The sequence below is a fragment of the Pseudomonas sp. NIBRBAC000502773 genome, assembly GCF_006517195.1.
Classification (GTDB): domain Bacteria; phylum Pseudomonadota; class Gammaproteobacteria; order Pseudomonadales; family Pseudomonadaceae; genus Aquipseudomonas; species Aquipseudomonas marginalis.
Genome location: NZ_CP041189.1, coordinates 3,094,464 through 3,107,889 on the forward strand (window position 1 = coordinate 3,094,464; position 13,426 = coordinate 3,107,889).

The window sequence follows — 13,426 nt, forward strand, 5'->3', positions numbered from 1 at the left end:
GTATCCTGCGTCAAATTTTCCAAACAGGGATGCTCCCCATGACCGCCAGCGCCCGGCACACCGCTTCCTACTACGCCGCCAGCAGCGTGCCGCAACCCGATTACCCGGCGTTGACGGGCGAAGTAGGCGCGGACGTGTGCGTGATCGGCGGCGGTTTCTCCGGCCTCAACACGGCCCTGGAGCTGGCTGAGCGCGGCTTCAGCGTGGTGCTGCTGGAGGCGCGCAAGATCGCCTGGGGTGCCAGCGGGCGCAATGGCGGCCAGTTGATTCGCGGCGTCGGTCACGGCCTGGAGCAGTTCACCAACGTGATCGGCACCGATGGCGTGCGCCAGATGAAGCTGATGGGCCTGGAAGCCGTGGAGATCGTGCGTGAACGTGTCGAACGCTACCAGATCCCATGCGACCTGACCTGGGGCTACTGCGACCTGGCCAACAAGCCTCGCGACCTGCAAGGCCTTGCCGAAGATGCCGAAGAACTGCGCAGCCTGGGCTATCGCCACGAAGTGCGCCTGCTGCAAGCGAGCGACATGGGCAGCGTCATCGGCTCCGACCGCTATGTGGGCGGCATGATCGACATGGGTTCCGGCCACCTGCATCCATTGAACCTGGCTCTCGGTGAAGCCGCCGCCGCGCAGCAATGGGGTGTGCAGTTGTTCGAACAGTCGCAAGTTACGCGCATCGACTACGGCCCCGAGGTCAAGGTGCACACCGCCCAAGGCACTGTGCGCGCCAAGACCCTGGTACTCGCTTGCAATGCCTACCTCAATGGACTGAATCCGCAGTTGAGCGGCAAGGTGCTGCCCGCCGGCAGCTACATCATCGCCACCGAGCCCTTGAGCCAGGCGCAAGCCGCCAACCTACTACCGCAGAACATGGCCGTGTGTGACCAGCGCGTGACGGTGGATTACTTCCGGCTGTCCGCCGACCGTCGCCTGTTATTCGGCGGCGCCTGTCACTACTCCGGACGCGACCCCAAGGACATCGGTGCCTACATGCGGCCAAAGATGCTGCAGGTGTTCCCACAGCTGGCCGACGTGAAGATCGACTACCAATGGGGCGGCATGATCGGCATCGGCGCCAACCGCCTGCCGCAGATCGGCCGCCTGGCGGACCAGCCCAATGTGTATTACGCCCAGGCCTACGCAGGCCACGGCCTCAACGCCACGCACCTGGCGGGCAAGCTGCTGGCCGAAGCCATCAGTGGCCAGCAGCAGGGACGTTTCGACCTGTTCGCCCAGGTGCCGCATATCACCTTCCCCGGCGGCAAGCACCTGCGCTCGCCGCTGCTGGCCTTGGGAATGCTCTGGCACCGCCTCAAAGAGTTGGTCTGATCAATCGCGCCAAAAGGGTTTCAAGCCTTCCTGGCGGGCCTGCTCTGCGCTCAACCCCACGTCGCGCAATTGCTCGCCGGTCAAGTGCAGCAAGGCCTTGCGTGTATGGCGGCGGTGCCAGAACAGGCTCCAGCGGCTGATCTCGCGCGGCGACGTCGCCCGCTCTTGCCCAGCCTGCAATTCCTGACTGTGTAACGTCAGCCGCACATCACTCATGCCGTTCATTTTGCTGCCCCTCATTTGCCTGTTGCCATGAGTGGCTAGAATGAGCGAGCAGGCAAAACCATTACAGATTCAACCCACCTTTATTAAATCCATACAGACACTGCCTATGGGCGGCTGAATCCTGTATTTTCCCCCTATCTGTACTGGTCACCTGGAGCGACCGCCATGACGCTTTACGTCAACCTCGCCGAATTGCTGGGCACACGCATCGAACAGGGGTTCTATCGCCCTGGAGATCGACTGCCGTCCGTACGCGCCTTGAGCGTGGAGCACGGGGTCAGCCTGAGCACCGTGCAGCAGGCGTATCGATTGCTGGAAGACAATGGCCTGGCGATGCCCAAGCCCAAGTCCGGCTACTTTGTACCGGTAGGTCGGGAGTTGCCGGCGCTGCCGGAGGTCGGCCGCCCGGCCCAGCGTCCGGTGGAAATATCGCAGTGGGACCAGGTGCTGGAATTGATTCGCGCAGTCCCGCGCAAAGACGTCATACAGATGGGTCGCGGCATGCCGGATGTATTGTCACCCACCCTCAAACCCCTGCTGCGCAGCCTGGCCCGCGTCAGCCGGCGCCAGGATCTGCCGGGGCTGTATTACGACAATATTCTCGGCTGTATGGAACTACGCGAGCAAATCGCCCGGCTGTCATTGGATTCCGGCTGCCAACTGACGGCCGAGGACATCGTGATTACCACCGGCTGCCACGAGGCGCTGTCCGCCAGCATCCACGCTATCTGCGAACCGGGCGATATCGTTGCGGTGGACTCGCCCAGCTTCCACGGGGCCATGCAGACCCTCAAGGGCCTGGGCATGAAAGCCCTGGAAATCCCCACCGACCCGATCACCGGCATCAGCCTCGAAGCCCTGGAACTGGCACTGGAACAGTGGCCGATCAAGGTCATCCAGCTGACCCCCAACTGCAATAACCCGCTGGGCTACATCATGCCGGAAGCGCGCAAACGCGCATTGCTGACCCTGGCCCAGCGCTTTGACGTCGCGATCATCGAAGACGATGTGTATGGCGAACTGGCCTACAGCTACCCACGCCCGCGTACCATCAAATCCTTCGACGAAGACGGTCGTGTTCTGCTGTGCAGTTCGTTCTCCAAGACCCTGGCGCCAGGCCTGCGCATTGGCTGGGTGGCTCCGGGCCGGTACCTGGAGCGGGTATTGCACATGAAGTACATCAGCACCGGCTCCACCGCCACGCAGCCGCAGATCGCAATTGCCGAGTTTCTCAAAGGGGGTCATTTCGAACCGCATTTGCGACGGATGCGTACACAATATCAGCGTAATCGCGACCTGATGCTCGACTGGGTCAGCCGCTACTTCCCGGCCGGCACCCGCGCCAGCCGCCCACAGGGCAGTTTCATGCTGTGGGTAGAACTGCCGGAAGGCTTCGACACCCTCAAGCTCAACCGCGTGCTGGTGGAACAAGGCGTGCAGGTGGCTGTGGGGAGCATCTTTTCCGCGTCGGGCAAGTACCGTAACTGCCTGCGCATGAACTACGCTGCCAAGCCCACCCCACAGATTGAAGAGGCCGTGCGCAAAGTCGGCGCTGCCGCGATCAAGATGCTGGCCGAAACGGTGGACTGACCTTTCGCGAGAAATCGCCGTCATATGTCGACAACCGCCCTGACCTGGACACGACTCCCTTGATGATTCGACGGCTTTTACCGTTTTTCCTGCTGGGAGCCCTGGCCCTGAGCGGCTGCGCCACGGTGAGTACCCCGCGCATACCCAGCGACGCCCTGCCGGCCGCCCAGTCGTCGTTCGGCCGCTCGATCCAGGCCCAGGCCGCGCCCTACCAGGGCCGTTCAGGTTTTCGCCTGCTGCCCAACAGCAGCGAAGCCTTCATGGCCCGCGCCGAGCTGATCCGCAATGCCCAGACCAGCCTTGACCTGCAGTACTACATCGTCCACGACGGCATCAGCACGCGGATGCTGGTGGATGAACTGCTCAAGGCCGCCGACCGTGGCGTGCGCGTGCGCATCCTGCTGGATGACACTACCAGCGACGGCCTCGACCAGATCATCGCCACCCTCGCCGCCCACCCCAAGATCGAGATTCGCCTGTTCAACCCCCTGCACCTGGGACGCAGCACCGGTGTGACGCGCGCCATGGGCCGCCTGTTCAACCTGTCGCTGCAACACCGGCGCATGCACAACAAGCTGTGGCTGGCGGACAACAGCGTGGCCATCGTCGGTGGGCGCAACCTGGGGGATGAGTATTTCGACGCCGAGCCCAACCTGAACTTCACCGATATCGACATGCTCAGCGTCGGGCCGGTGGCCGAGCAACTCGGGCACAGTTTCGATCAGTACTGGAACAGCGCCCTGAGCAAACCCATTGATGATTTTGTCTCCAATACGCCCTCCAAAGGTGACCTGGCCGCCGCGCGCCTGAGCCTGGAGGCGTCGCTGGCCGAGTCGCGCCAGCAGAAGCACGCGCTGTACGCGCGCCTGCGCACCTATCAGACCCAGCCGCGCATGGACATCTGGCGCCGCGAACTGATCTGGGCCTGGAACCAGGCGCTGTGGGACGCACCCAGCAAGGTGCTGTCCAAGGCCGACCCGGACCCGCACCTGCTGCTGACCACGCAACTGGCCCCGGAACTGGAAGGCGTCAACCATGAACTGATGATGATCTCGGCGTACTTCGTGCCGGGACAGCCCGGGCTGGTGTACCTGACGGGGCGCGCCGACGCGGGCGTATCGGTGAGCTTGTTGACCAACTCCCTTGAAGCCACCGACGTGCCTGCCGTACATGGCGGCTACGCACCGTACCGCAAGGCGTTGCTGGAGCACGGGGTAAAACTCTACGAGCTGCGCCGCCAACCGGGTGACGGCGGCGGCAGCGGCCCGCACCTGTTTCGTCGAGGCACGTTCCGCGGCTCGGACTCGAGCCTGCACAGTAAGGCGATGATCTTTGATCGGCAAAAATCGTTTGTCGGCTCTTTCAATTTCGACCCGCGCTCCGTGCTGTGGAACACCGAGGTCGGCGTGCTGGTGGACAGCCCCGAACTGGCGGAACACGTGCGCAATCTCGCCCTGCAAGGCATGGCGCCGGCCCTGAGCTACGAGGCGAAACTGCAGGACGGCAACGTGGTATGGGTGACCGAGGACAACGGCCAACTGCACACCCTGACCCGTGAGCCGGGCAGTTGGTGGCGACGGTTCAATGCCTGGTTCGCCACCTCGGTCGGCCTGGAACGCATGCTCTAGGAACAGCGAGGATCAAGCGGGCTGAGCAGCACCAAATGCGCCTTGGCGCAGCAACAGCACCACCAAGCCCAAGGCCCCGGCCGCCATCAGCCACGGCAGCGCGTGCCCGCTGATCCATTGGCTGCCGGCGCCGGCCACCAGTGGGCCGATCAGGCAACCGATGCCCCATAACTGCGCGATGTGGGCATTGGCACGCACCAGCGCATCGTCACGATAACGCTCGCCGATCAGGATCAGCGACAACGTGAACAACCCGCCGGCACTGGCGCCGAACAGCACCCATATTGGCCAGATCAGCAGGGTGTGCATCAGCAACGGAACCGCCAGGCTCGATGCCAGCAACAGCAGTGCGCAACTCAAAAACAGCGTGCGTCGTGGCAGATAATCCGCCAGCGCACCGATGGGCAGTTGCAGCAGCGCGTCACCGACCACCACCGTGCTGACCATCGCCAGGGCAATTTCGGCAGTGAAGCCCTGTTGCAGGCAATACACCGGCAGCAGCGTCAGGATCATCGCCTCAAACGCGGCGAACAGCGCCACCGCCCACGCAATCGCCGGCAGGCTCAGGCAGAAGCGCCACAGGTCCGCGAAGGTCACGCTGAACGATTCGGCACTGGGCGCACCAGAGCGACCCAGCAATGCCAGCGGAGCCACCACCAGCAGGCCAACGCCGACCCAGAAACCATAGTCATGGCCGGTACCGATCAGGCCCAGCAGCAACGGGCCCGAGAGCTGGCTCAAGGCATAACTGCAGCCATACAGCGCCACCAGCCGGCCACGCCACTGCTCCACCACCAACTGGTTGATCCAGCTTTCACCGAGGATAAACACGATGGTCAGGATCACCCCGATCATCAGGCGCAACACCAGCCATATCGGGTAGCTGGGCAGAATGGCCAGCAAACCGATGGATACCGCACCCGCCCACAGGCACAGACGCATGAGATTCGCGGTGCCGAGCCAGGCGGCCAGGCGGCTGGAGACCTTGGCACCGAGCAATACGCCGAAGGCCGGCATGGCGGCCATTACGCCAATCGCGAAACTGCCGTAGCCCCAGCCCTCCAGGCGCAGGGAGACCAGCGGCATGCTGACGCCCAGGGCCAGGCCGACACTGAGCACCGAGGCCAGGACGGCGAAATAGGTCGCCCAACGCATTGCCACGCTCCTGTGGATAATCATGGGTTCACACAAAACAGTGTGGGAGGGGGCTTGCTCCCGATTGCGGTGGATCATTGAGCACTGTTAGTGCCTGACACACTGCTATCGGGGCAAGCCCCCTCCCACATTTGCCTGCGGTGTTGCTTAGAGCTTGATCCAGGTCGCCTTCAGCTCGGTGTACTTGTCGAACGCATGCAGCGACTTGTCGCGACCATTACCCGACTGCTTGAAGCCGCCAAACGGTGCGGTCATGTCGCCGCCATCGTATTGGTTGACCCACACGCTACCGGCACGCAGGGCCTTGGCGGTGAGGTGCGCCTTGGAAATATCCGATGTCCACACCGCAGCAGCGAGGCCATATTGGGTGTCGTTGGCGATCTTGATCGCTTCTTCGGCGCCGTCAAAGGTGATCACCGACAGCACTGGGCCGAAGATCTCTTCCTGGGCGATTCTCATGGCGTTGGTTACACCGTCGAAAATCGTCGGTTCGACGTAGGTGCCGCCCGTCTCTTCCAGGATGCGCTTGCCACCCGCCACCAACTTGGCGCCGTCAGTGTGGCCGGCTTCGATATACGACAGCACGGTGTTCATCTGCTGGGTGTCCACCAGGGCACCGACGTTGGTCGCCGGGTCCAGCGGGTTGCCGGGCTTCCAGCCCTTGAGGGCCTCGATCACCAGCGGCAGGAAGGTGTCCTTGATCGAACGTTCCACCAGCAGGCGCGAACCGGCAGTGCAGACTTCACCCTGGTTGAAGGCGATGGCGCTGGCAGCGGATTCGGCGGCGGCTTGCAGGTTCGGAGCATCGGCAAAAACGATGTTCGGGCTCTTGCCGCCGGCCTCCAGCCAGACGCGCTTCATGTTCGATTCGCCGGAGCGGATCAACAGTTGCTTGGCGATCTTGGTCGAACCGGTGAACACCAGTGTGTCGACGTCCATGTGCAGCGCCAGCGCATTGCCGACGGTGTGGCCGTAGCCCGGCAGCACGTTGAACACGCCTTTCGGAATACCGGCTTCAACGGCCAGGGCCGCGATGCGGATGGCGGTGAGTGGGGATTTTTCGGACGGCTTGAGGATCACCGAGTTACCGGTGGACAGCGCCGGGCCGAGTTTCCAGCAGGCCATCATCAGCGGGAAGTTCCACGGCACGATGGCACCCACCACGCCGACCGGCTCGCGGGTCACCAGACCCAACTGATCGTGCGGGGTGGCTGCGACTTCGTCGTAGATCTTGTCGATTGCCTCGCCGCTCCAGCTCAGGGCATTTGCCGCGCCGGGTACGTCAATGTTCAGGGAGTCACTGATCGGCTTGCCCATGTCCAGGGTTTCGAGCAGCGCCAGTTCTTCGGCATTGGTCTTGAGCAGCGCGGCGAAACGGATCATGGTGGCTTTGCGTTTAGCCGGCGCCAGGCGCGACCAGACACCGGAATTGAAGGTGGCGCGGGCATTTTCTACGGCGCGCTGGGCGTCGGCGGCGTCACAACTGGCTACGCTGGTGAGCAGGCGGCCATCGACCGGGCTGATGCATTCGAAGGTGTCGCCGGAAACAGCAGCGGTGTATTCGCCATTGATGTAGGCACGGCCTTCGATCTTCAGATCCTTGGCGCGTTGTTCCCAGTCGGCACGGGTCAGGGTGGTCATGCGAGTGTCCTCCTCTTATTGAATACAAGGGCCAGGCGATGTCCCCCGGCAGCCTCAAAGAATTCTTGCCCGCCAGCCAGCTGTTCGGCTCAAAGGCAGCTGCCACCCTAAACCAGCGGCCGGGGATGTTTCAATATATTTGACATAACCGCGGTAAACGCCCTTGCGATGTTCATTTTAATAAACATAGACTTTGGGCTCTCCAACCGCAGGCCAGACGGGACACGCACATGAGCATCCAGGACATCGTCGACTTCAGCCAGGCCAACACCGCCCCAGACCGCTACCGCCCTGCCGCGGAAAAAATCCTCAAGGGCGATCCCGAACAAACGGTGTACAACCATTACAACAGCCCGTGCGGCCAGATGAACGCCGGTGTCTGGGAAGGTGAGGTCGGGCAGTGGCAGGTCAACTACAGCGAGCATGAGTATTGCGAGATCGTGCAGGGCGTCTCTGTATTGCGCGACGCTGAGGGCAATGCGAAGACCTTGCGTGCCGGCGACCGCTTCGTGATCCCCGCCGGCTTCAGCGGCACCTGGGAAGTGCTGGAGCCGTGCCGCAAGATCTATGTGGTGTTCGAGCAGAAGGCCTGATCAACAAACGCCAGGCAAAAAAAAGCCCGTATCGTGAGATACGGGCTTTTTCACAAGGAGGAAAATCAATTACTTGATTTTGCCTTCTTTGTAGATCACGTGCTTGCGAACGCGCGGGTCGAACATTTTCTTTTCGAGCTTGTCCGGGGTAGTACGCTTGTTCTTGTCGGTAGTGTAGAAGTGACCAGTACCGGCGCTAGAGATCATTCGAATCAATTCACGCATGATAGAGCTCCTTAGATCTTGCCAGCGGCGCGGATTTCGGCCAGCACGACAGTGATGCCACGCTTGTCGATAATACGCATGCCTTTGGCAGATACACGCAGGCGAACAAAACGTTTCTCTTCTTCAACCCAGAAGCGGTGATGCTGCAGGTTCGGCAGGAAACGACGACGGGTTTTGTTATTTGCGTGGGAAATGTTATTCCCAGTCACCGGACCCTTACCGGTAACTTGACAGACTCTCGACATGCCTCAGCCCTCTAAAACCACATGCCCAACCCGGCATGGGTTGGCCGCTTAATCTCTCAGTCATTTGGCGCCAGGCGCCGCGTTTCTTTAGGGTCTTACCGGCTACACCTACAAGCGAAGGAACCGGGCCCCTAGAAAAGAGCGCTGCTTTATACCAGAAAGACCCATGTGCAACAACAGCCCGTGTATTTTTACCGGCGTAAATCTCGGCGACAGACGCCCGAACCGTTGCCAGGAGGGGCCGCTGTAACAGCCGACCGCTCGTCGCACAGAATGATTTACAGCGCTCGCACGCGCAGTAAAGCGCACAGCGAAACGCGCTGGGGTGCCATCAAAACAGTATTTGAAGCAAAAGCACAGGCAAAAATGGGCTAGTCATTTATCAACCAGACCACTACGGTAGGGCTTTTCCAGACTGCACTCGCAGATGGGCCTTCGATCTGCAAAGGAAACCGAACATGCGCCTCGCTGCCCTACCGCTATTGCTAGCCCCTCTATTTATCGCGCCGCTGGCCTCTGCCGCCAGCAACTTGAGCGTCTGCACCGAGGCCAGCCCCGAAGGGTTCGATGTGGTGCAATACAACTCGCTGACCACCACCAACGCCTCGGCCGATGTGCTGATGAACCGCCTGGTGGACTACGACGCGGCCAGCGGCAAACTGGTGCCCAGCCTGGCGGACAGCTGGGACGTCTCGCCGGATGGCCTGACCTATACCTTCAAGCTGCACCCGGACGTGAAATTCCATCGCACCGAGTATTTCACCCCAAGCCGCACCCTGACCGCCGAAGACGTGCGCTTCAGCTTCGAACGCATGCTCGACCCGGCCAACCCGTGGCACAAGATCGCCCAGAGCGGCTTCCCCCACGCCCAGTCCCTGCAATTGCCAACGCTGGTCAAGAAGATCGATGCCCTCGACCCGCTGACCGTGCGCTTTACCCTGGATCACGCCGACTCCACCTTCCTCGCGGCCCTGAGCATGGGCTTTGCCTCGATCTACCCGGCGGAATACGCCGACAAACTGCTCAAGGCCGGCACGCCGGAGAAGCTCAACAGCCAGCCGATCGGCACCGGGCCGTTCATCTTCAGCCGTTTCCAGAAAGATGCCGTGGTGCGCTACAAGGCCAACCCGGACTATTTCGCCGGCAAACCGGCTGTGGATAACTTGATCTTCGCCATTACCCCGGACGCCAACGTGCGCCTGCAGAAACTGCACCGCAACGAATGCCAGATCGCCCTGTCGCCCAAGCCCCTGGATGTGGGCGAGGCCGAAAAGGACCCCGCACTCAAGGTAGAAAAAACCGCAGCGTTCATGACCGCATTCGTGGCCATCAACAGCCAGCACCCGCCGCTGGACAAGCCCGAGGTGCGCCAGGCCATCAACCTGGCCTTCGACAAGGGCAGCTACCTCAAGGCGGTGTTTGAAGGCACCGCCGAAGCCGCCAACGGCCCCTACCCGCCCAATACCTGGAGCTACGCCAAAGACTTGCCCGGTTATCCACAGGACCTCGCCAAGGCCAAGGCCTTGCTGGACCGTGCCGGCCTCAAGGACGGCTTCAAGACCACCCTCTGGACGCGCCCCACCGGCAGCCTGCTGAACCCTAACCCGAACCTCGGCGCGCAACTGCTGCAGGCGGACCTGGCCAAGGTGGGCATCCAGGCCGAGATCCGCGTGATCGAATGGGGCGAGCTGATTCGCCGCGCCAAAGCGGGTGAACACGACCTGCTGTTCATGGGCTGGGCCGGCGACAACGGCGACCCGGATAACTTCCTGACCCCGCAGTTTTCCTGTGCGGCGGTTAAATCCGGCACCAACTTCGCCCGCTATTGCGATCCGGCGCTGGACAAGCTGATCAGCGCCGGCAAGACCACCAGCGAACAAGGTGTACGCAGCAAGCTGTACCAGCAGGCCCAGGCGCAGATCCAACAACAGGCGCTGTGGTTGCCGCTGGCGCACCCGACGGCGTTCGCCCTGGCGCGCAAGAACGTCGAGGGCTATCAGGTGAGCCCGTTCGGGCGCCAGGATTTCTCGAAGGTCAGCGTTAAGCCCTAAGCTGCAAGCTGCAAGCCCGTTTGAGGCTTGCAGCTGTTTACCTCCTACATCCACCCATATTCCGCCATCGACAACGGATCACCGTCCCCCACGATGATGTGATCCAGTACCCGCACATCCACCACTTCCAGGGCCTTTTGCAGCAGCTTGGTCAATTTTCGATCAGCTGCGCTGGGCTCCGCGATCCCGGAAGGATGGTTGTGACACAAAATCAACGCCGCCGCGTTATAGGCCAGGGCGCGCTTGACCACTTGCCGCGGGTAGACCACGGCAGCGTCGATGGTCCCCTCGGACAACACTTCAAACCCCAGCACCCGATGCTTTGAATCGAGAAACAGGCAGCCGAAAACTTCATGGGGCTCATGGCGCAACAGCGACTTGAGGTAATTGCGCACGGCCACCGGGCTTTCCAGCACCGAATCGCTGCGCAGGCGCTCGGCCATATGGCGCCGGGACATTTCCAGTACTGCCTGCAACTGCGCAAACTTCGCCGGCCCCAAGCCCAACTGCTGGCTGAACACCGCCTGGCTGGCTTCCAGCAGCGGGCGCAAACCGCCAAATTGCGTTAGCAGATGGCGCGCCAGGTCCACCGCGCTCCTGCCGGTTACGCCGGTGCGCAGGAAGATCGCCAGCAATTCAGCATCGGACAGACTCGACGCCCCCCACTCCAAAAGCTTCTCTCGCGGCCGCTCTGCCGCCGGCCAATCACGAATACTCATTCCACCTCCCTGTGCATGTGCGCCGCTGTTGCGGGGCGGGCGCTGTGTTATCGTAGGCCCTCTTTTTTGCGTGCGATTTCACCTGGGGAGGGGGCATCGCAGGCGTCACTGAACTGGCTTCACTGAACTGGAAAGGCAAACCAATGCAGCGTCTGTATCGGAAACGCATCGTTCTCGGCGTCGGCGGCGGCATTGCCGCCTACAAGAGCGCAGAGCTGGTCCGCAGGCTTCTCGACCAGGGCGCTGAAGTGCGCGTGGTCATGACCCGCGGCGGCAGTGAGTTCATTACTCCGCTGACCATGCAGGCCTTGTCCGGACACCCGGTTCACCTGGACCTGCTGGACCCGGCAGCCGAAGCCGCCATGGGTCATATCGAACTGGCCAAGTGGGCCGACCTGGTACTGATCGCCCCTGCCACCGCCGACCTGATCGCGCGCCTGGCGCAGGGCATTGCCGATGACCTGCTGACCACCCTGGTACTGGCCACCGACGCCACCGTCGCCATCGCCCCGGCCATGAACCAAGCCATGTGGCGCGACCCGGCGACCCAGGCCAACACCCAGCTCCTGCAAAGTCGTGGCCTCAAGGTGTTCGGCCCGGCCTCCGGCAGCCAGGCCTGCGGCGATGTCGGCATGGGCCGCATGCTCGAAGCCACCGACCTGGCATTGTGCGCCGCCGAATGCTTCCAGCACCTGGCCCTGACCGGCCGGCACGTGCTGATTACGGCAGGCCCGACCCAGGAAAACATCGACCCGGTACGCTACATCACCAACCATAGCTCAGGAAAAATGGGCTTTGCCTTGGCGGAAGCCGCGGTCGAGGCAGGCGCACGCGTTACCCTGATCACCGGTCCGGTGCACTTGCCGACTCCCGATCGCGTCACGCGAATCGACGTAGTCAGCGCCCGGGACATGCTGGCCGCCTGTGAGGCCGCCATTCCCTGTGACCTGTTTATCGCTTCGGCAGCGGTTGCAGACTACCGCCCGGAAGTCGTCGCCCCGCAAAAGCTCAAGAAAGACCCTACGAGCGGCGACGGCCTGCTCCTGCAAATGGTGCGCAACCCGGACATCCTGGCCACCATTGCCACGCGTCCGGACCGCCCGTTCAGTGTCGGTTTTGCCGCCGAGACCGAGCACCTGCTCGACTACGCCGCACGCAAACTGAAAGACAAAAACCTCGACCTGATCGTTGCCAATGATGTCGCCAACCCGAGCATCGGCTTCAACAGCGAGGAAAACGCCTGCAGCGTGATCGACCGCGAGCTGCACGCCACTCTTTTCGCCCAGACCAGCAAAGGCAAGATTGCCCGCCAACTGATCTCTTTTATCGCCCAACGGCTGAACCAGGTTTAATTTCCATGCACGCTTTGCAAGCCAAGATCCTCGACCCCCGCATCGGCACCGAATTCCCGCTGCCGGCCTACGCCACCCCAGGTTCCGCCGGCCTGGACCTGCGTGCCATGCTCAAGCAAGACACCGTCCTTGAGCCGGGCCAGACCGTCCTGATTCCCACCGGCCTGTCGATCTACGTCGGCGACCCGGGCCTCGCCGCGCTGATCCTGCCGCGCTCCGGCCTGGGCCACAAACACGGCATCGTGCTGGGTAACCTGGTAGGCCTGATCGACTCGGACTACCAAGGCGAGTTGATGGTGTCGTGCTGGAATCGTGGCCAGACGGCGTTCAACATCGCTGTCGGCGAGCGCATTGCCCAGCTTGTACTGGTGCCGGTGGTGCAGGCGCACTTCGAACTGGTGCAGGATTTTGACGAAACCCAACGCGGCGCAGGCGGTTTTGGGCATTCCGGCAGTCACTGACTACGCTGAACCTGGCCGGGCGCCTTTGCCCGGCTCGATGCCCCCGCAAGGCTTTTCAGGATGAAGAATGCGCGGACTTTATCAGCGAGATTTCCCATTTGAAATCAATGCATTACGCAGAAATAAAGACAGGGGCCAAGCTCCGATGGCACTTTTGCACCACGAACTCTCTGCCGAAAACACCGTCATACCCTTCAGTTTGAGCCTGCC

At 62.1% G+C, this 13,426-nt stretch carries 13 protein-coding genes; 7 read left to right on the top strand and 6 right to left on the bottom strand.

The features are described from left to right. Window positions 1-38: 38 nt before the first annotated feature. The gene (locus tag NIBR502773_RS14445; RefSeq protein ID WP_115485484.1) at window positions 39-1,331 is read left to right on the top strand and encodes an FAD-binding oxidoreductase; all 1,293 of its coding nucleotides are present in this window, start codon (window positions 39-41) and stop codon (window positions 1,329-1,331) included. Here NIBR502773_RS14445 and NIBR502773_RS14450 read toward each other — a convergent pair whose 3' ends face one another. After that, window positions 1,332-1,556 (bottom strand): DUF1127 domain-containing protein, encoded by a 225-nt coding sequence (locus tag NIBR502773_RS14450; RefSeq protein WP_092488214.1) that lies wholly within the window; start codon window positions 1,554-1,556, stop codon window positions 1,332-1,334. A 165-nt stretch (window positions 1,557-1,721) separates the two neighbouring features. Between NIBR502773_RS14450 and NIBR502773_RS14455 the strand changes: the two genes are divergently transcribed. Continuing rightward, the gene (locus NIBR502773_RS14455; RefSeq protein ID WP_141156301.1) at window positions 1,722-3,146 is read left to right on the top strand and encodes a PLP-dependent aminotransferase family protein; all 1,425 of its coding nucleotides are present in this window, start codon (window positions 1,722-1,724) and stop codon (window positions 3,144-3,146) included. Window positions 3,147-3,208: 62 nt separating this feature from the next. Beyond that, on the top strand, window positions 3,209-4,774 hold the full coding sequence (locus tag NIBR502773_RS14460; RefSeq protein WP_065926708.1) for a phospholipase D family protein: 1,566 nt from the start codon (window positions 3,209-3,211) through the stop codon (window positions 4,772-4,774). Between the two features lie 12 nt (window positions 4,775-4,786). Here NIBR502773_RS14460 and NIBR502773_RS14465 read toward each other — a convergent pair whose 3' ends face one another. Beyond that, window positions 4,787-5,929, bottom strand: coding sequence for an MFS transporter (locus NIBR502773_RS14465; RefSeq protein ID WP_115485480.1), 1,143 nt, complete (start codon window positions 5,927-5,929; stop codon window positions 4,787-4,789). 147 nt (window positions 5,930-6,076) lie between these two features. Further along, on the bottom strand, window positions 6,077-7,570 hold the full coding sequence (locus NIBR502773_RS14470; RefSeq protein ID WP_141156302.1) for an aldehyde dehydrogenase: 1,494 nt from the start codon (window positions 7,568-7,570) through the stop codon (window positions 6,077-6,079). A 230-nt stretch (window positions 7,571-7,800) separates the two neighbouring features. Here NIBR502773_RS14470 and NIBR502773_RS14475 point away from each other — a divergent pair, with 230 nt between their 5' ends. Then, window positions 7,801-8,163 carry a cupin domain-containing protein gene (locus tag NIBR502773_RS14475; RefSeq protein WP_027608294.1) on the top strand — a complete coding sequence of 121 codons (363 nt, stop codon included), beginning with the start codon at window positions 7,801-7,803 and terminating at the stop codon, window positions 8,161-8,163. 69 nt (window positions 8,164-8,232) lie between these two features. On the opposite strand, the gene rpmG is transcribed toward NIBR502773_RS14475, so the two are convergent. Together rpmG and rpmB are read right to left on the bottom strand one after the other, a co-directional pair. Next, window positions 8,233-8,388, bottom strand: coding sequence for a 50S ribosomal protein L33 (gene rpmG, locus NIBR502773_RS14480; protein WP_003176906.1), 156 nt, complete (start codon window positions 8,386-8,388; stop codon window positions 8,233-8,235). A gap of 11 nt (window positions 8,389-8,399) precedes the next feature. Further along, the gene (rpmB, locus tag NIBR502773_RS14485; RefSeq protein ID WP_003176907.1) at window positions 8,400-8,633 is read right to left on the bottom strand and encodes a 50S ribosomal protein L28; all 234 of its coding nucleotides are present in this window, start codon (window positions 8,631-8,633) and stop codon (window positions 8,400-8,402) included. Window positions 8,634-9,091: 458 nt separating this feature from the next. Here rpmB and NIBR502773_RS14490 point away from each other — a divergent pair, with 458 nt between their 5' ends. Next, entirely contained in the window at window positions 9,092-10,684 is a 1,593-nt protein-coding gene (locus tag NIBR502773_RS14490; protein WP_098480718.1) for an ABC transporter substrate-binding protein, read from the top strand. Between the two features lie 44 nt (window positions 10,685-10,728). On the opposite strand, the gene radC is transcribed toward NIBR502773_RS14490, so the two are convergent. After that, window positions 10,729-11,403, bottom strand: a complete 675-nt coding sequence (gene radC / locus NIBR502773_RS14495) for a DNA repair protein RadC (RefSeq protein ID WP_141156303.1) — start codon at window positions 11,401-11,403, stop codon at window positions 10,729-10,731. Window positions 11,404-11,546: 143 nt separating this feature from the next. On the opposite strand from radC, the gene coaBC reads away from it, so the two are divergent. Then, window positions 11,547-12,755 carry a bifunctional phosphopantothenoylcysteine decarboxylase/phosphopantothenate--cysteine ligase CoaBC gene (gene coaBC / locus NIBR502773_RS14500; RefSeq protein ID WP_027608291.1) on the top strand — a complete coding sequence of 403 codons (1,209 nt, stop codon included), beginning with the start codon at window positions 11,547-11,549 and terminating at the stop codon, window positions 12,753-12,755. A gap of 5 nt (window positions 12,756-12,760) precedes the next feature. Then, entirely contained in the window at window positions 12,761-13,216 is a 456-nt protein-coding gene (gene dut / locus NIBR502773_RS14505) for a dUTP diphosphatase (RefSeq protein WP_027608290.1), read from the top strand. The last annotated feature ends 210 nt before the right edge of the window (window positions 13,217-13,426 follow it).